Raw genomic sequence first — 17470 nt, forward strand, 5'->3', positions numbered from 1 at the left:
AGGTTGCCGAGGCGCGCTGGTTAGCGCGTCTCAGCGTGAGCGGCGATCATCCCAGCGGCCTGCTCTTCCAGGATCGAACCGATCGAACGGGCAGTACCCGAAGCCAGTGCGTGGAGGAGAAGGAGAGGGATAGCAGCGATAAGGCCCATAGCGGTCGTGATGAGCGCGAGGGAGATACCACCAGCCATGATCTGCGGGTCACCGGTACCGAACAGCGTGATCTGCTGGAAGGTCTGGATCATACCCACAACGGTACCGAGGAGACCGACGAGCGGTGCGATCGCGGCAAGAACCTTGAGAAGGTTGAGGCCGGAGTCGAGCTTCGGAAGCTCCTTGAGGACAGCGTCGTCGAGCTTGAGCGCGAGGGTCTCGGTGTCGGCGTTGGTGTTGCTGTCGTAGGCCATCATGATGCGGCCGAGAGCGTTGCCGCGCGAAGGCGACTTGCGGCGCATCTGGCTCTTCACGCCAGACTTCTGCGACGACAGGGTGACCAGCTTGTAGACGCCGATCAGCACGCCGAGCACGAGAATGCCGGTGATGAAGTAACCGAAGATACCGCCCGAGTGGAAGCGCTCTTCAAGAGTCGGGGTCTCGATGACGAGGCCGAGGATCTGGCCGAGCGACGGGTCGATCGTACCAGCGCGGAGGCCGTCACCGGAGAAGCCAGCGACACCGCGGGCGTTGGCGACAGCGTCAGCCGTACCTGGGTTACGTGCGAGCTGCTTCAGGCGGGCGCGGCCGTCCTGCAGAGCCTGCATCGTGTAGTAGTTGCCCGACGAGTCGAAGGCGACGAACGGACCGATACGGGTGATCGTGCCGGTGTTGTTCTCACCGCGAGCGTTCACGACAGTCGCGTCGAAGGTCGAGGTGTTCGACTGAGCTACGATCTGCTCGAACATCACGTCGGTGATGTAGCGGAGCTGGGTGTCCGACGGGAGTTTGTCCGACTGGGCAATCTCCTGGAGCGGCTCAACGCGACCCGGGAACTGGGCCGAGATGACCGAGTCCTGAAGCTGGGCAGCGAAGTCACCAGCAGCCGAACGTGCGGCACCGAAGAGCTCGCCGAAGTCGCCTTGGGCGGCTTGCAGCTCGCTGGTCAGCTCACCGATCGTGGCGTCGTTCTGCTCGTACTCGGCAGCGAGACGGTCCGATTCGGCGTCAGCTGCGTCGACCTGGCGACGGACTTCCGCAAGGCGAGCTGCCTGGCGGTTACGCTCGGCGAGGAACTCGGCCTCACGCTGCTGGTCCGCTGCCCGGGCTGCACGCTGCTCTGCACGAGCTGCGTTCAGGACGTCCTGGAGCGAGATGTTGTTGTTCTGGGCGGAAGCGGTCCCTGCCGTGGCCGCGAGAATCGCGGCGCCAGCGATGAGACCTTTGCTGAGTTTCTGAAGCATCATCATCCTCTTGATCTCGAATGACCGTTATTCGGCGGGAGCGGTCGAAACCGCTTCGATTGCAGCTTGCGGAGCCTTGACCGGAACCTGGAGCAGACCCGGGGGCAGCTGTTCCTTGGCCATGCGGAGGCCCATGCGAACGTCGTCGAGGAACGAGCGGTCAAGATCGTCCCAAGCGCCGGTTGCCTGGTTGTAGATGCGGAGGCCGCTGTCGTCGGCGGTCTTATAGATAAGAGCGATACGACCGATGCGGAGGAACTCGACGGTGAGCTCCTGATCGCCATCAACGACAGTGCCGTTATAAGCCTGGATCGTGCGGCCGTACTCGTTCTCGATCTGGTAGGCCTCGATGATCAGGCGGTAGCGCGAAGCTGCCGTCTGGGTCGGGTCAGCCATGACCGAGTCAAGACGGTCGAGGCGAGCCTGACGCTCGGCCGTGAGGAAAGGAATGTCAGCGGCGACGATGCGCTTGAGCTGCTCGAGCATGTCACCGATCAGCGGAACGACGGCCTGCTCGAGGCCTTCGACGTTCGCGATGTCGGTGCGGAGACCAGCGATCTGCTCGACCTGGTTCTCGATCTCGGCGCGCTGGCTGTCATTGAACCGGCGCAGGAGATCGAGCTGCTTGGTCGCAGCGCGGTAGTCATTGAGCAGTTCTTTGGCCTGGTCGTCGAGTTGCTCGACGCGCTGCTGCGAAGCAGCACCGTCACGGGCCGTTTGGCGGCTGATGTCGAGAGCCTGACTGAATTGTGCCGATGCGGGAACGCTCACCGACAGTCCGGCGACCATCGCCGTGCCGAGCAGCGCGATCTTCTTGTGCATGTGCTTCACCTTCAAGTGTCTCCACCCATCATGGTAACAAGCGCCGCAGCCAGAAGTGCCCGACGCCCTAAAAACTTTCTTCTCGTTGGGGGTGCTGGTCCGCATCGCGAACCGTTCCGCCCCACCTTACCCAGCCGCCTAGAGAGCGGAACCAAACCATGAAGCCAAACTGTCCATTTGGCAACAAATGTGACGCACGTGGTGAACACGAGCGTTCATGGCCCTCCCAGCGGGTGTCTGTTGGCAGCTTCTGCCCACAGACAGGTGACCGTGACGTAAAAACGTTCCGGGATCAATCGGGAGATCGCCTCTAAGGCGAATTTTCACGAAACTTTATCACGAACTGAACGCGACGTGATCGTCATTAGGACGTCAACGGACGATCGCGCTCACAAAAGAAGAAAAGATGGCTGGGGTGGCAGGATTCGAACCTGCGCATGGCGATACCAAAAACCGCTGCCTTACCACTTGGCGACACCCCAGCAGGGAGAGGCGTGAATAACGACCTCCGCCTAGGGATGCAACGCTAAATCGACATGAAATTTTGCCGCGCTTTTCCGATTGCGCGTACCTGGTGATCTCGCTATGGGCGCGGTTCTTCGGAGTGTAGCTCAGCCTGGTAGAGCACTGTCTTCGGGAGGCAGGGGCCGGAGGTTCGAATCCTCTCACTCCGACCATTCATAAAGAAGGAGCGGTCGCCAATGGATCGCCCACTGAACGGTCGAATCACTGTGGCGGGCCAGATTTCGCCCGACCAACTCCCAGCTATCAAAGCATCCGGTCACAATGTGCTCGTTGATTCGCGCCCCGACCAAGAGGTCGGAGACGATCTTCAGTCGGAACGCATGCGGATCGCGGCGGAAGCTGCGGGGCTGACCTTCCACTATATACCCATGACGCCGGGGCAGATGCCTGAGCCGTCAGCTGTCGCGGATTTCCTCGCGGCGCTTCAGGGCGGGAAGGTCTTTGCCTATTGCGGAGGCGGTCCCCGGGCGATCGTGCTGGCGAGCTTCGCCGCGGCCCAGGAAGGCAAGCCAATCGAAGAGATCCTTGACGACGCACGGTCGGCAGGGATCGACCTCTCCCCTGCTCGCCAACAGCTGATCGAACGCGGCGCGTCCGAGGGCTGATTCGCTCAGATTTCGTTGGGTTTCACGTCGTCGCCGAGGGCTTCGAGCCTCGCGGCGAGACCCGGATAGCTGGGGTCGATGACGGCTGCGCGTTCATAGAGGCCGGCTGCGCCGCGGACATTGCCTTCTTCCGCCTCGAAGTCGCCAGCGGCGATGAGGATCGCGGGATTATCCGGCTCCAAGGAAGCTGCTTTTTCGAAGTGCTTACGGGCTTCGTCGAGCTGGCGGACCGAACGGGCGACCTTGGCCCTGACAATCCAGACGCCGGGATGGCTTGGCGCGAGCTTGGATGCTGTTTCGGAGAGCTCTCTGGCGACAGAGACTTCGCGAGCTTCGAGGGCGACCAGCGCACGCTCGCAAAGGATGCCGACACCCACTTCCGGGCCGGTCTCAACAGAACAAACCTCCCGCCCGTAAGGCTGGAGGTCAGCTGCCTGAACGGCAGAGAAAAGAAGAATCGGCAACAACATCGGGTGAGACGCTAACCGAAGCGGGTTAACGCGCCAACCGAGAACACGATCAGAGTGAAGCCTGACAGGTGACCATAAGGTCAGGCGTCAGACTGCACCCCGAAGGGCTTAGCCCTGGCGTGCTTTGAAGCGGCGCTGCGTCTTGTTGATCACGTAGATGCGGCCCTTACGGCGCACCACGCGGCAGTCACGGTGACGGTTCTTCAGCGATTTGATCGAGCTGCGGACTTTCATCGGGGTCTCTCGCGAGGGAATTCACAAAGCGCGCCCCATGCAGCAACAGGCAGGGGTTCGTCAAGGATCAGAAGAGGTCCCCCTGCCCCTCTTTTTGCTGTTTTGGCGTCTTTTTCATCGAAGCCGCCCCGACACGGTGCTCTCCGTCCGCGAAAGTGAGCGTCAGCGCGCTGGCCTTGGCGGCTGAGGCCTTCGATTTGACGAGCTTCCCGTCGCAGTCAGTGACGAGGGCGAAGCCCCTTTCGAGGACGCCGCGATAGCTGACCGAGCCGAGCAGCCTTCCGGCCTGCGCCACCTTGTCGGCCCTTGCGTCGAGCCTCGCCATGAGGAGCCCTCCGGGCAGCTTCGCTTGGGCGAGCTTGGCCTCCATCTTCTCGACGGGCCTTAAGAGGAGAGACGGGACGAATCGCGGCGCGGCGCGGCTGAGCGCCAGCTCCCGGGATGAGGTCAGCCTGTCGGCGAGCGCAGAGAGCCTGGTCTCGGCACGGTCGAGGCGCTGCTCTGCCGTGCGGGTCAGGTTGTCCGGGGTGCCGAGGCCGCGAATCGCACTGCCGAGAGACAGCCGGGCGTTCTCCACGAGCGATGAGACCCCGCGGGAAAGCCGCGCTTCGGCCTGGGCGACGCGCGCGAGGAGTTCGCTCCTCACCGGAACGGCGAGCTCTGCCGCTGCCGTAGGCGTGGGCGCGCGGAGGTCGGAGGCGAAGTCGATCAGCGTCGTGTCGGTCTCGTGCCCGACAGCGGAGATCAGGGGAATCAGACTCGCCGCGGCGGCCCGGACCACGTCCTCGTCATTGAAGCACCAGAGGTCTTCAAGGCTGCCCCCGCCCCTTGCGACGATGATCACGTCGGGGCGCATTTCTTCGGTCAGGTTCGCGAAGCCCTTGATGCCCCGGACGATGCCCCTGGGTGCGCTCTCGCCCTGAACGAGGGTGGGCCAGACCATGACATGGCTTGGGAATCGGTCGCGCAGGCGGTGGAGGATGTCCCGGATCACCGCGCCCGATGGCGAGGTGACGACGCCGATGCGCCTAGGCAGCGACGGGATCGAACGCTTGCGGTCAGGATCGAAGAGCCCTTCAGCGGCGAGCTTCTTCTTTCTCTCTTCATAGAGCGCCATCAGCGCGCCCGCGCCGGCTGGCGAGAGCTGGTCGATGATGAGCTGGTAGCGGGACTGGCCGGGGAAGGTGGAGAGCCGCCCCTGGGCGATGACCTCCATCCCCTGCTCAGGCTTCACGGCCTGGCGCTGGGCCGTGCCCTTCCACATGACCGAGGAGAGAACGGCGCGCTCATCCTTCAGGTCGAGATAAACATGCCCCGACCCCGCGCGGGTCACGCGGCCAAGCTCGCCCCGTACACGGACATATCCGAAGCTGTCCTCAAGGGTCTTCTTGACCTGACCTGAGAGCTCGGAAACGGAGAATTCGGGGACGTTCTCGGACATGGATAGGGTTTGCCGCGGCTGGCCTTGTCACGCAACTGCGGGAAAAGCGAAGCTTCGCTAAAATCTGAAGTGTCCAGTTGAGAATGGCTTCAGCTGCACGCCATAGCTCAGGTGCAACGAGAACAATAATCCCCATCATAATCAGCTTACAAAGGATCAGCGTTCATGCTGAAAAGGATAGCGCTCGCGCTTTGCGCGGCGATCGGCCCGGCGCAGGCGGAAGAGACCGTCATCATCGGGTCGAGCACAGTCGCGCCCTACGCAAGGGCGGTCATTTCTCACATTCAGGGCACACTGACCAACAAGCTGCGGATTGATCCGCAGGGCTCGAACGCGGGGATCAGAGCGCTTTGCTCGGGAGCGAAGCCGCTCACGCTTTCATCGCGAAGGATGGCTCGGGACGAGCAGAGTGTCTGCGCGGAAACCCTCGGGACGCGGCTCTCGGAGTTCGCGATCGGCAACAACGGTGTTGTGCTCGTGACCTACCGCGAGACGGCACTGCCCAATTTCTCCGTGACCCGGGAGGAGCTTTTCAGGGCGCTCGCAAAGAATGTTCCGGATGCTGACTGCCAGCTGGTCCCCAATGAAGCGCTGACATGGAGAGATGTCTCAGAACGTCTGCCAGATGTCCCTATCAAAGTGTTCGGCCCCTCTGCCCGTCACGGCACCTACTCCTCCTTCGTGGACCTCGCCTTGGCTAAAGGCGCCAAGCGCAACTCTTGCCACGCGGCGCTGGAAGCGCAGGAGCAGGGCGCGATGGAGCGGACAGCGAAAGCATTGCGGACGGATGGCGTCTTTGTCGTTATGAACGAGGAGCGTTCCGATCTCGTCCTTAATCTGCACAAGGAACAAGGTGCCCTCGGGATCCTCGATTATGGAGCGTCACAGCGACTGAAGACGCATCTGCAAGTCGTTCGGGTTGAGGGACGTGCACCGACCAAGTTGACTTTGGGAGACGGTAGCTACCCTCTCGCCTCCCCACTTTGGATGTATCTAAATGACGCCGCCGTCGATCTCGATGAGGATTTGAAGGCGTTCAGAAACGCCTTCATGGCCGAGGAAGCGATAGGCCCAGGGGGTTATCTCAGCCGGATCGGCCTCATCCCTGCGAGGCACTGATCAGCTGCCCGAAGGACTGACGGGGTTGTAGGTGGCGGCGTCCTGGTCGCGGGCGCGCTCGGCTTCGATCTCTTCCTCGACGTCGTTGGGACGGCCGAACTCTTCGATCTGCTGGCGGCGGCGGACCTCGGCGAGGGCGCGCTCGTATTGCTCCTGCACCTCCTTGGGCACTTCGAGGCCCGAGGGGTAGCCGAATTCCTGCGGGTCCACGACGCGGCGAAGGGGGCCGTAGCGGATCTGGCGCCTTCCGGTGCCGAGCTCCGAGGCGAAGCGGTTCCAGTCATCGCCATAGGTGGCAAGCTCGGCCCGCCAGCCTGAGAGGATCTCGCGGCCTGCGCATTCGAGCGCCTGCTCGCGGTTGCCGGAGAAGACGCGGTAGCAGTCGATACCGACGACGCCGTCAGGACGGCCCTCGCCTGCGTCCACTTCAGGAAGTGCGACGGAGGGAACGTCGACGCCGATCTGGGCGGCGGTGACCTGCTCGCCAAGCTCTTCTTCCGGCGCAGCATCGCCAACCTGTTCGCCGACATCCTCGCCTTCTTCGATGGCGTTGCCTTCGGGGATAGTGTCGGCGCCGATGACGGCCTCTTCGGCTTCCTCGACCTCTTCGGAGAGATTTTCGGGGACGGGGTCAGGCTCATTCGGCAGGGCGTCGAAGAGACGGACAGTAACGACGCGCTCGCCGGGGCCTGCGTTCACGATGCCCTTGGCGACGAACGACGTGTAGCCCGCGGCGAGGCCTGCGATCAGGAGAAGGTTGAGGACACCGGAGGCTGCGTAGGGGGTCCCCTGGCGCACACGGCCGAGGGCCGCCGCGATCTTCGGACGGCGTTTCCAGCGGCGCAGGTGCACCCCCGCCCGAAGAAACCTCATTCTCATCATGGACCTCAGCCTCAACCCCAGCATAAAGCCGGTCACGTGACATAAGATAGAGGGTTACGACTTGAAGATCCTGCTCATCGGAAGCGGCGGCCGAGAACACGCCCTTGCCTGGAAAATCGCGCAGAGTCAGCTGGTTAGCCGCCTCGTGTGTGCCTCCTCCAACCCGGGGATGGCCGAGGCAGGCGATTGCCGCGACATCGCTGACCCTATCGTTTTCGCGAAAGAAGAAGGGATCGACCTGGTCGTGGTGGGTCCCGAGCAGCCTTTGGCGGAGGGTCTGGCGGACCGGCTGGAGGCCGAGGGCATCCCCTGCTTCGGCCCTGTGAAGGCGGGCGCGACGCTCGAAACCTCCAAGGCTTTCACCAAGGAAATCTGCGACGCGGCCGGCGTTCCGACGGCGCGGTATGGGCACTTCACCGAAAGCTCCTCGGCGAAGGCGTTCCTGAAGGAGTTCAAGGCGCCTTACGTCGTGAAGGCTGACGGGCTGGCGGCTGGAAAAGGCGTCATCATCGCAGACGACCTCGCCCGCGCTGAGGCGGCGGTGGACGAGCTTCTCAAGGTCTCCTGCTCTGTCGTCATCGAGGAGTTCATGGAGGGCTGGGAGGTCTCCGTCTTCGCCGTGACCGATGGCGAGAGCATCCAGCGCTTCGGCTCGGCGGGCGATTACAAGCGTGCCCATGATGGCGATGAGGGTCCCAACACGGGCGGCATGGGCGCAGTTTCTCCGCACCCGAACTTTTCCCGTGAGCTCGAAGACCAGGCCTATGCCGAGATTATCGAGCCGACCCTCCGTGAGCTGAAGAAGCGCGACATCGCCTATCGCGGTGTGCTTTACGCAGGGCTGATGATCACCGCCGAAGGTCCGAAACTCGTCGAGTATAATTGCCGGTTCGGTGATCCAGAATGCCAGATTCTCATGCGCCGTCTGCGCTCGGACGTCGTCCCCTCCCTCTGGGGCGCAGCGACGGGCAGGCTGGCCGGCGTGGGGCTCGACTGGAAGGATGAGGCGGGCGTGCTCGTGACCTACGCAGCCGAGGGTTATCCGGGTGCGTATGAAAAGGGTTCGGAGATCCAGGGCCTCGATGAGGTGCACAAGGACTTCGACACCTACGTCTTCCATGCAGGGACGAAGAACGACGGCGAGAAGATCCTCGCCAATGGAGGGCGTGTGCTGAGCGTTACGGCCCTTGGAGACGACATCCCCTCGGCCCGCGCGAAAGCCTACAAGGCGGCAGAAACGATTGACTGGCCGGAAGGTTTCTACCGGACGGACATCGCCAAGGGTCTCTGACTCACGCGCGTGCCTCCGCGCCCTGCCCGCGCTACCTTCCGAGGGCGATATTCCTTCGGAGGGCACCGGCATGACTGACATCAACCTCTCCCGCAGAGCCGTCACGGGCGCGCTCGGCGCTGCTGCAGCCCTGCCGATGCTTGGGGGCGTCTCGTTTGCGCAGGGCGGAGCGAAGGCCGTCGGCCAGCCCATGCCCCGCGGCGTCCGCCTTCCCGAAACACCGCCCCCTGCCCCGTCCGAAGGCTCGGTGGGCATCGCGATCGTTGGACTCGGCGGCTATGCGCTGAGGCAGATCATGCCTGCGTTCGCAGGGGCAAAGCACGTCCACATCGCGGGCCTCGTCTCAGGCAACCGCGAGAAGGCCGAGGAGGTCGCCGCAGCCTATGGCCTCGAAGACGACCAGATCTACGGCTACGACAATTACGCCGATATCGCGGGCGATGACCGGATCGACGCGGTCTATATCATTCTGCCGACGGGCCTCCATGAGAAGTACACGGTGGATGCTTTCACGGCGGGCAAGCATGTCCTCTGCGAGAAGCCAATGGCCATGGACCCCGGTGAATGCGAGCGCATGATCGCCGCGGGCAAGCGTGCAGGCCGTAGGCTGATGATCGGGTATCGGTGCCACTTCGAGCCCTTCAACCTCAAGGCCATGGAGATCACCAAAGGCGGTGGTCTCGGACCCCTCCGGCTGATCCAGACTCAGCACCAATATTCCGTAGGCGAAGGGGTGACGCCCCAAAACAACTGGCGCTTCAACCGCGCGCTGGCTGGCGGCGGGCCGCTTGAGGACTACGGCATCTATGGCGTGCAGGCGGCGCTCTATCTTTCCGGCGAGATGCCGACGCGCATTTCCGCGACACAGATGCTGATGCCCGACGATCCGAGGTTCACGGAGATCGTCCCCTTCATAGCCTCGCAGTTCACCTTCCCCTCGGGCGCGGCTGCGCAGCTCACCACGGGCTACAATGTCGATGGCCTCAACCGCGTCGATGCCTGGGGCTCTCGGCATACCCTCAAGATGAACCGCGCCACGGCCTATTCCGGACAGGAGATGCAGCTCACCGGCAGCGGCAAGGACGAGTCGCTGAACCCCGGCGATCCGTCGGTGCAGTTTGCCCAGATGATGGACCATTTCGGCCAGGCGGTGCGCGACGGCTCACCCATCCTCACGGGCGGAGAGATGGGCCTCCGCGATACGAGGCTGATCGAAGCGATCTACCGTTCAGCTGACCGAGAACGGCCGGTTGGCATCAGGCCTGATGGCACGATGCGCCGTCTCTGAAGAGAGCGTTCGTCACCCTGAAACCCCCGGCTGGCCTTGGGTTGGGCCAGCCCCGGCAGGGTTTGGGGGGTGATGAACACTTGGCGGGATCGATAAATATTTGCAGGAAATAGCTGGATTAAAAACTCAACTAATTCAATGTGATTCAAAGGTAGCAACCTGGGAGATGCAGATGCTCTTCCTCACGCGCAATCGTATAGTGCTATATATTACATCGACTTATTCAGCGATGCCAAGAGTCTACATTTAGTATTTAGGTAAGGATGCACCCCTGATTCGGTCCGATTCCGTTTATTTTCCTAAAATACAAAATACTCCGGGGGAACGGAGTATAGATGATGGAACAGGGAAATAACCAGTCGGGCAGCGTTCTCACTGACGACCAGATGCTTCAAGCCATTTCGGATCTTTTAGTTTCGACAAGGGCTTACCAGAACCGTAGCGACAGAGCCTATGCTGATGAACTCGTCGGCAGGATCGTCGAATCCATGAGCGAAGAGGGCAAGGTGAAGGCTGCGAGCTTCCTCGCGCGCCTTTCGAGCCCGCCCGAGGAACTGCTTCGCGAGCTGACCCTTTCTTCGACCGAAGCGGCCAAGGAAATTCTCTCCGCGCGCTATGTCTCGGACGCAATCCTGATGGAGTCGGCGTCGAAGGGTCCTGAGCTGCGCGAGATCATTGCGCGCCGCCCCCAGCTTTCCGAGCCGGTGGTCAACAAGCTCCTCTTCCACGAAGAGGCTGCGGTCGAGGGGCTCCTCCTCTCAAGGCCAGAGATCCAGCTTTCGAACAGCCGCGCTGCGCGCCTGATTAGCCGTGCTGACCGGGAGTCGACTCTCGGTTACCTTCTCAGCACCCGGAACGACATCACACCCCGCCTGAGCCTGAGGCTCTTCTGGCAGGTGAATACGGACAGTCGCAAAGCTATCCTGCGGAAGTTCAACGCCGATCCCAAGTTTGCAGCCGAGATCTTCACCAAGATGCTCGCCAGTGGTGCCCAACCCGCCAAGCATGACAGCGTCGGCTCGCTGGCGCGTCTGATTGCCGGGGTCCTTAAAGCTGACAGCGGCGATGGCCGGGTCTCGATCGAGGCGGAGGAGCTTCGCCAGTTCCGTGCGAAACCGCATACCGCGATCATCCAGAGCATTGCCGGCAAGGCCAACATCTCAGCAGAACTCGCCCGGAAGATCTCGGACGATTATGACGGCGACAGCTTCGCGATCCTCTGCCGGGCCGCCGGCGTGTCGGAGAAGACCTTCGCCAAGCTCGCCGCCGCGAAGCCGCCCAAGCCGGTGGGTCACGCACCGATGGACGCCGACAACCGCGAACGCCTGAAGGCTGTCTTCACGATGCTCAACGCCTCCGCTGCCATCGCGATCCTCAGCTATTGGGAGATCGACATTGTCGAGCAGGACAAGGCCGAGAAGCGCCGCAGGCTCGCCATGGACCTCAAGGCCATGGAAGAGCGCCTGACCGCGGAATTCGGTGAAGAGCGCAAGGACCTGATGGCTGCCGGCGAGCAGCCGCGGAAGAAGGTTCTGGGGGTCTTCTAAACCCCTGGAGCCAAGCCTGCGCGCAGCGCAGCAGCTCGCCGCGAACGGGCGGGATGCACCCAAGCTCCCGCCCCGCCTCGCTGCCAACCATCACAAACAATCCTTCATCGTTTGAGTGTTTGATGCCTGCCTAGCGAAGTGAGGGCAGGCTAATGACGGATAAGGGAAAACCAGAAGCTGGCCTGTCTGACGCGGCCATGGTCGCCGCTGTCTCGGAGCTTCTTGCGTCCGGTGGAGGCTTCAGCGCTGGTGTCGACAAGCACTACGCACAGGAGCTGGTCGGCCGGATCGTCGATGTCATGGGCGAAGCCGGCAAGGTCAAAACCGCCAAGCTCATCGTCAAGATGTCCAACCCGCCCGAGGATCTTCTGAGGCAGCTCGTGCTCGCTTCGAACGAAGCCGCGCAGGTCATCATCTCGACCAAGGTCGTCACCGATGCGGTCCTGATGGAAGCCGCTTCGCGCTCGCCTGAGCTGCGGGAGATCATCGCCCGCCGCCCGCAACTCTCCGAGCCCGTCGTGAACAGGCTCCTCTTTCACGAAGAGCCGCAGATCGAGGCGATCGTGCTGCCACGGCCTGAAGCTCCGATCTCGACGAGCCGGGCCAAGCGCCTCATCTCCCGCGTCCAGAATGGCGACAGCCTCGGCGCGATGCTCGCCAACCGCTTCGACCTCTCGCCCCGGCTTGCGCTGCGCCTTTTCTGGCGGGTCGATGCGGACAGCCGTCAGGCCATCCTGCGGAAGTTCAAATCTGATCCGTGCTTCGCAGCCGAGATCTTCGTCCGCCTACTGAAGAGTGCGGAGCCGGGCGGGAAGAGCGCTGGTCTCGTCAGCATGGCGAAGCTTGTCTCCACCGTCGCAAACGCCGACCGGGGTCCGGCTTCCCAGAGCGTTGCTTCGAGCGACCTGACCGAGTTCAGGACGAAAGCGACGACCTCATCCGTAATGAAGGTCGCCGAGCAGGCCAATATCAGCATCGAGCTCAGCAAGAGAATCGCCGCTGACTTCGATGGGGATGCCTTCGCGATCCTCGTGCGCGCCGTCGGCGTCAACGAGAAGTCTGCGGCGAAGCTCTTCGCGCTGAAGTCGCCGAAACCGGCCGGTCGGGACGAGCTCGATCCCTCCAACAAAGAGCGGCTGCGCTCCGTGTACGAATCGCTTCCGGTAGCGCGCGCGGTTGGCATCCTGAGCTATTGGGAGATCGACCTCGCCGAGCAGGCCAGAACGGCCATGGACCAGCAGCTCGAAGAGGACATCAACTCCCTCAAGAACCGCGTCGCTGAAGAGTTCTCCGAGGCCGGGGACGCGTCCGCGCCTGAAGTCGAGGACGAGGCGGCTCCAGCCGAAGAGCCTGTAGGCGAAGCTCCGGGCAAGAAGCGCTTCGGGCTCTTCTAGTCTCGCTCCTGACCCGCTGACGGTGTGAGGTGACAAGGTGCGGCGCAGCAACTAAGGCCGCGCCCATGAGAATCTTCATCGACACCGCTGATACGACCGAGCTCCAGGAGGCCTTCGATACGGGCCTCGTGGACGGCTGCACCACCAACCCCTCGCTGATCGCCAAGTCCGGCAAGGACTTCAAGGAAGTGATCGGAGAGATCTGCAAGATGACCGACGGCCCGGTCTCGGCAGAAGTTGCCTCCACCGAGGCTGACATGATGATCAAGGAAGGCCTGCGTCTTGCGCAGATTGCCGACAATGTGGTCGTCAAACTCCCCCTCACCTGGGACGGCCTGAAAGCCTGCCGGGCCCTGTCGGAGGAGAACATCGACACCAATGTAACGCTCTGCTTCACGGCGACCCAGGCCTGGCTCGCTGCGAAAGCTGGCGCGACCTACATCTCGCCGTTCATCGGCCGCCTCGACGATCTCGGCCAGCAGGGCATGGAGCTGATCGGTGAGATCCGCGGTCTCTACGACGCGCAGGATTACGACACCCAGATCCTCGCCGCTTCGATCCGTGGGCCGCTGCACGTGAAAGAAGCCGCCCTCCTCGGCGCTGACGTCGCGACGATCCCGCCGAAGGTCTTCAAGTCGCTCCTCAACCATCCGCTGACGGACAAGGGCCTCGACGCTTTCGTCAAGGATTGGGCAGGCACGGGTCAGACGATCCTCTAGCGCTTTACGGCATTGCTGGAATCAAAAGAGCCGCCCGGAATTTCCGAGGCGGCTCTTTCTTTGGGGCGGGTCTTGGGCCTTACAGCAAGGATCAAAACAGAACCGTCAGTTTGCTGATGGCGAGACCCAGACCGCTGGTGACGATCACGATCGTAGCAACCCAAGCGAGGGTGAGTGCGGTGTTTGAAAACGAAGACATGGCCTATTTCCTTTCTCGAATGAATGGCGGGGGATCCGCCGGGGTCGTGGACTCTAAGACTAGCGCCTTATTGATATTCGATATGGGACTGATTGGCCGACTTACAAGGGCGAACTCAGATTATTTGCACACTGTCAAACACTTTTTTTGACGCCGTTGACGCATGCTGAACAACAAAAAAGGGCCGCAGGACCAGTAAGGTCCTGCGGCCCTTCTCCCTACCGGGCCCTCCGTGGACGGAAGGTGGGACATCGGGGCGAACCGCCCGCCGATGGGCCCGGAAAGCTGTTCGTGTCAGATGCGGTCGAAGGCCGAGTGCATCTGCGCAAGAATGTCGTCGGCTGCCTCTTCGACCAGCTGGTCAAGGGTGTTGAGGCGGCAGGTTTCGACCATGCGAGCTTCATCAGCACCCGAAGCTTCGCCGCAGAATGTGTCGGCAGCGTTCTCGAGGATCGTGTAGACCTCGGCGCGGCCTTCGGCGGTGGTAAGCATGTCGGCTTCGTACTGGACATCCAGGAGCGCGGTCATGTTGGAGCTGGCGAGCGTGGCGGCGGCGATGGTTGCGATGATCATGGTCATTCCCTCTTCTCTTTCCCATTGCTCAGGATACAGACCAGGGTTCCGGTGTGAGCCGGTCTCTCCCCTGGGGTCGCCAGAGCGGTTTCCTCTTCGGTGGTGGAGCGGGGCCTCTCTCCCCTCTCCGGTGCTTCGGTATGGCTGAACGCCGTATCGATCTTCGATATTATTGCTTTTCGATGAGATACAAGGACCCGCGGCAAAAAATTTCTTGACTGGGTGCTTTTTTCTAGGGCTCACCGCGAAAGCGTCTGCGTATCAGGCGCAAAGATAGGTTTTGACCGAGCGGCTGAAACGCAGCAAATGCGCGGGATGCACGGCAGTTTCGAGGCAGCGAAGAAGGATGCAGGCGGTTGGGCGAAAGCCGCGACCGCAGCTGCAGTTAGCGCTGCGTTTCTTCTGGTTTTTGCCAAGGCCTGGGCCTTTTTCGCCAGCGGCTCGGTGGCGGTGCTCGGGTCCCTCGCCGATAGCGGCCTCGATCTCGTCGGGAGCCTCGCCGCATCTTTTGCGGTGCGGTATGCCGCCCTCCCCGCGGATGACGACCACCGGTTCGGCCACCAGAAGGCCGAGGCCGTGTCAGCGCTCGGCCAAAGCTTCCTGATTTCAGCCTCCGCGCTGTTCCTGGCCGTAGAGAGCTTCAAGCGGCTGATCTCGCCCCAGCCGGTCGAACAAGCGGGCGCAGCAATGGCTGTCCTCGTCCTCGGCCTTGTCGTCACCGTCGCACTCGTGACGTTCCAGACCTTCGCATTGCGCAAGTCGGGCTCCCTCGTCGTGGAGGGGGACAGGGCCCACTATCTGGGCGACGTGATCGCCCACGGCGGCGCGCTGATCGCTGTGTTTCTCTCGGCTCAGTACGGGTTCCTGCGGCTTGATGCGGTGGCGGGCCTCGTGGCGGCAGGCTTCCTCGCATGGTCAGTGTGGGAGCTCGTCACCAAGGCGCTGCCCCAAGTGATGGATCAGGAGCTGCCCGACGAGGACAAGGAGCGCATCATCGCCCTCATCGGCGAGGTCGAAGGCGCGCTCGACTTCCACAATCTGCGCACGCGGCGCTCAGGCGGCAGGCGGTTCGTGCAGCTCCACCTCGACCTCGATGGCGACATGAGCCTGCGCGATGCCCATGCCATCGCGGACCGCGTGGAGCGCCATATCTCGGGCGCCTTTCCCGACGCCGACGTCATCGTCCATCAGGACCCGGTTGACAAAAGCGACCCATGAAAAAGGGGCCCCGGAGGGCCCCTTTGTAAGCTCTGATTTGTGGCGATCAGGAATCCTGAAGCGCAGCAATCCAGCCGCCGTCATTCATAACTTCCAGACGCCAGTCGCCAAGATCGGCGACCATGCTGTCCACAAGATCCTGCGTGCAGTCGTTGAGGGTGCCGACGGTCACGCCGTTGCGGATGTCGTTACGGCACTCACGCGAGGCTGCCTTCACGAACGAAGAATAGACTTCCTTGCGGCCCTCATGGGTTTCGAGCAGCTCGCGGTCGAAGCTGACCTCGGTGTCGAGGGCAAAGGCAGACGGAGCTGCGGCGGTGACGGTGAGGGCAGCGATAGCGGCGGTGATGGCTTTTTTCATGGTGGGGTCTCCTCTTCCTTGACCTTTGTTGGCCGCATTCAGGCAGGCGTCAGGGTTCGGCCGAAGCCGTCCTCATGCCCTGGCGATCGCCGGGATGCGGGGTACACTGTTGAAGCTCCGCCAAGAGGGCTCTCCCACCCTCTCCGCGGTACGCGATCCAGAGCCTCTCTGTGCCTTGCATCGATATTCGATATTATCGCTTTTCGATGAAATACAAGAAGGCCCGCCGCAAAAAATTGCAGCAGGCCGTTTCTCTCAAGAACTCAATATCTTCGCTATTCAGCGAGGCAGGCAAGGCCCTTCCCGCGGTCGTCCGCACACTCATAAACCCGCACCCAGTCGACAAGCAGCTGGTTCGGATAGGTGTCCTCATCGACGCCGAGATCATTGAAAGGCTCGGACAGGTTACCGCCTACAGCGAGGTTGAGGATCAGGTAGAACGGCTGGTCGAAGGGTGCATTGTCATTGCCTGCCGCAGCCGGGGAGTTCACGAACCACTCGTGGTTTCTGACCGTGTAATGAAGAACGTCATCCACGAAAAAGTGCATGATGCCTTCCGCCCATTCGACCGACCAGACATGCCAGCCATCGGCAGGGTTTACGTTGCCGGGCAGGTTCGTCTTGTCGGTGATGAAGCGGTTGTTCGGCCAGAGATCACCGAAGTGAAGCGCCGAGGAGGTCCGGTTCTCGCCCACGTCGCCCGCGCACTCATTGCAGGTCGCTCCGAGGTTCACGGCTTCCATGATGTCGATCTCGCCGTAGAGAGGCCAGGTATCGCCGTAGGTCTCCGTCGCGCCGAGCATCCAGAACGCAGGCCACGTCCCCTGCCCCGCCGGGAGCTTGGCACGGATGGAGATACGACCGTAAGTCCACTCACCCCGTCCGCCTAGTGTACGGACTTTTCCTGAAGTGTAGGGTTGGGTCCGCTCGCCTTCCTGATCGGGATTGGTCTCGATCGAGTAGGTTCGGCCGGTGAACTCTTCCTCGAGAGCAACGAGGCGGAGCAGGCCGTTGACGACTTCGACATTGTCCTCGCGCTTAGTATAACACTGGCGCTCGTCATTGCCGCCGCCCCAGCAGGCTTCCTCAGCGATCCACTTGGTATCGTCGAGCGTGTCGCCGTCGAACTCGTCAGACCACACCAGATTCCAGCCCTTGCCCTCGGGATGATGGCTAGGACCGTCTGGTGCAGCAGCGGGGACCGGTGGCCGCTCAGGCTCCTCCGAAGCGGGCGGAGGGTCGGCAGGCGGTGGTGCAGGCTGCTGCACGGGAGGTGTGCTGGAGGAAGAACCGCCTCCCCCGCCGCTGCTGCAGGATGAGAGCGCGAGGCTGCCAGCGACGATGATCGCGGTGGCGGTTTTCAACGGAAGAGACATGGCCGGGGTCCC

The 17470-nt window shown here is 62.3% G+C and carries 17 protein-coding genes and 2 tRNA genes; 9 read left to right on the forward strand and 10 right to left on the reverse strand.

Going from position 1 to position 17470, the window contains the following annotated elements; all coding sequences use genetic code 11:
• Window positions 1–20: 20 nt before the first annotated feature.
• The 3 genes from HK107_RS02585 to HK107_RS02595 all read right to left on the reverse strand — a co-directional run bounded on the left by HK107_RS02585 (window position 21) and on the right by HK107_RS02595 (window position 2698).
• Window positions 21–1394 carry a MotA/TolQ/ExbB proton channel family protein gene (locus HK107_RS02585; RefSeq protein WP_173196515.1) on the reverse strand — a complete coding sequence of 458 codons (1374 nt, stop codon included), beginning with the start codon at window positions 1392–1394 and terminating at the stop codon, window positions 21–23.
• 27 nt (window positions 1395–1421) lie between these two features.
• Window positions 1422–2216 (reverse strand): DUF3450 domain-containing protein, encoded by a 795-nt coding sequence (locus HK107_RS02590; protein WP_173196517.1) that lies wholly within the window; start codon window positions 2214–2216, stop codon window positions 1422–1424.
• A 407-nt stretch (window positions 2217–2623) separates the two neighbouring features.
• Window positions 2624–2698: transfer RNA gene (locus HK107_RS02595), tRNA-Gln, on the reverse strand.
• 118 nt (window positions 2699–2816) lie between these two features.
• On the opposite strand from HK107_RS02595, the gene HK107_RS02600 reads away from it, so the two are divergent.
• Together HK107_RS02600 and HK107_RS02605 are read left to right on the forward strand one after the other, a co-directional pair.
• Window positions 2817–2893, forward strand: a tRNA-Pro gene (locus HK107_RS02600).
• A gap of 24 nt (window positions 2894–2917) precedes the next feature.
• Window positions 2918–3346 (forward strand): beta-lactamase hydrolase domain-containing protein, encoded by a 429-nt coding sequence (locus tag HK107_RS02605; RefSeq protein ID WP_173196518.1) that lies wholly within the window; start codon window positions 2918–2920, stop codon window positions 3344–3346.
• A gap of 5 nt (window positions 3347–3351) precedes the next feature.
• Here HK107_RS02605 and HK107_RS02610 read toward each other — a convergent pair whose 3' ends face one another.
• From HK107_RS02610 to xseA, 3 genes are all read right to left on the reverse strand, one after another.
• Entirely contained in the window at window positions 3352–3810 is a 459-nt protein-coding gene (locus tag HK107_RS02610) for a tetratricopeptide repeat protein (protein WP_173196520.1), read from the reverse strand.
• A gap of 114 nt (window positions 3811–3924) precedes the next feature.
• Window positions 3925–4050, reverse strand: coding sequence for a type B 50S ribosomal protein L36 (ykgO, locus tag HK107_RS02615; RefSeq protein WP_031553840.1), 126 nt, complete (start codon window positions 4048–4050; stop codon window positions 3925–3927).
• 67 nt (window positions 4051–4117) lie between these two features.
• The gene (gene xseA, locus HK107_RS02620; protein ID WP_173196522.1) at window positions 4118–5491 is read right to left on the reverse strand and encodes an exodeoxyribonuclease VII large subunit; all 1374 of its coding nucleotides are present in this window, start codon (window positions 5489–5491) and stop codon (window positions 4118–4120) included.
• Window positions 5492–5656: 165 nt separating this feature from the next.
• Between xseA and HK107_RS02625 the strand changes: the two genes are divergently transcribed.
• Window positions 5657–6610 carry a PstS family phosphate ABC transporter substrate-binding protein gene (locus HK107_RS02625; protein ID WP_173196524.1) on the forward strand — a complete coding sequence of 318 codons (954 nt, stop codon included), beginning with the start codon at window positions 5657–5659 and terminating at the stop codon, window positions 6608–6610.
• Here the strand turns inward: HK107_RS02625 and HK107_RS02630 are convergent, their stop codons facing one another.
• Window positions 6611–7492, reverse strand: a complete 882-nt coding sequence (locus HK107_RS02630) for a hypothetical protein (RefSeq protein ID WP_173196526.1) — start codon at window positions 7490–7492, stop codon at window positions 6611–6613.
• 61 nt (window positions 7493–7553) lie between these two features.
• Between HK107_RS02630 and purD the strand changes: the two genes are divergently transcribed.
• From purD to fsa, 5 genes are all read left to right on the forward strand, one after another.
• Window positions 7554–8783: a phosphoribosylamine--glycine ligase gene (purD, locus tag HK107_RS02635; RefSeq protein ID WP_173196528.1), complete on the forward strand. Its 1230-nt coding sequence runs from the start codon at window positions 7554–7556 to the stop codon at window positions 8781–8783.
• A 70-nt stretch (window positions 8784–8853) separates the two neighbouring features.
• The gene (locus HK107_RS02640; RefSeq protein WP_173196530.1) at window positions 8854–10071 is read left to right on the forward strand and encodes a Gfo/Idh/MocA family protein; all 1218 of its coding nucleotides are present in this window, start codon (window positions 8854–8856) and stop codon (window positions 10069–10071) included.
• Between the two features lie 335 nt (window positions 10072–10406).
• The gene (locus HK107_RS02645) at window positions 10407–11618 is read left to right on the forward strand and encodes a DUF2336 domain-containing protein (RefSeq protein WP_173196532.1); all 1212 of its coding nucleotides are present in this window, start codon (window positions 10407–10409) and stop codon (window positions 11616–11618) included.
• A 152-nt stretch (window positions 11619–11770) separates the two neighbouring features.
• The gene (locus HK107_RS02650) at window positions 11771–13012 is read left to right on the forward strand and encodes a DUF2336 domain-containing protein (RefSeq protein WP_173196534.1); all 1242 of its coding nucleotides are present in this window, start codon (window positions 11771–11773) and stop codon (window positions 13010–13012) included.
• 65 nt (window positions 13013–13077) lie between these two features.
• Window positions 13078–13731 carry a fructose-6-phosphate aldolase gene (fsa, locus tag HK107_RS02655; protein ID WP_173196536.1) on the forward strand — a complete coding sequence of 218 codons (654 nt, stop codon included), beginning with the start codon at window positions 13078–13080 and terminating at the stop codon, window positions 13729–13731.
• 493 nt (window positions 13732–14224) lie between these two features.
• On the opposite strand, the gene HK107_RS02660 is transcribed toward fsa, so the two are convergent.
• Window positions 14225–14509 carry a UrcA family protein gene (locus HK107_RS02660; protein ID WP_173196539.1) on the reverse strand — a complete coding sequence of 95 codons (285 nt, stop codon included), beginning with the start codon at window positions 14507–14509 and terminating at the stop codon, window positions 14225–14227.
• Window positions 14510–14818: 309 nt separating this feature from the next.
• Between HK107_RS02660 and HK107_RS02665 the strand changes: the two genes are divergently transcribed.
• Entirely contained in the window at window positions 14819–15721 is a 903-nt protein-coding gene (locus HK107_RS02665; RefSeq protein WP_173196541.1) for a cation diffusion facilitator family transporter, read from the forward strand.
• Between the two features lie 46 nt (window positions 15722–15767).
• Here HK107_RS02665 and HK107_RS02670 read toward each other — a convergent pair whose 3' ends face one another.
• Both HK107_RS02670 and HK107_RS02675 read right to left on the reverse strand, forming a co-directional pair.
• Window positions 15768–16082 (reverse strand): UrcA family protein, encoded by a 315-nt coding sequence (locus HK107_RS02670; protein ID WP_173196543.1) that lies wholly within the window; start codon window positions 16080–16082, stop codon window positions 15768–15770.
• Window positions 16083–16357: 275 nt separating this feature from the next.
• Window positions 16358–17458, reverse strand: coding sequence for a glycoside hydrolase family 16 protein (locus HK107_RS02675; protein ID WP_173196545.1), 1101 nt, complete (start codon window positions 17456–17458; stop codon window positions 16358–16360).
• Window positions 17459–17470: the final 12 nt, after the last annotated feature.

This window comes from Parvularcula mediterranea (assembly GCF_013085255.1).
GTDB lineage: Bacteria > Pseudomonadota > Alphaproteobacteria > Caulobacterales > Parvularculaceae > Parvularcula > Parvularcula mediterranea.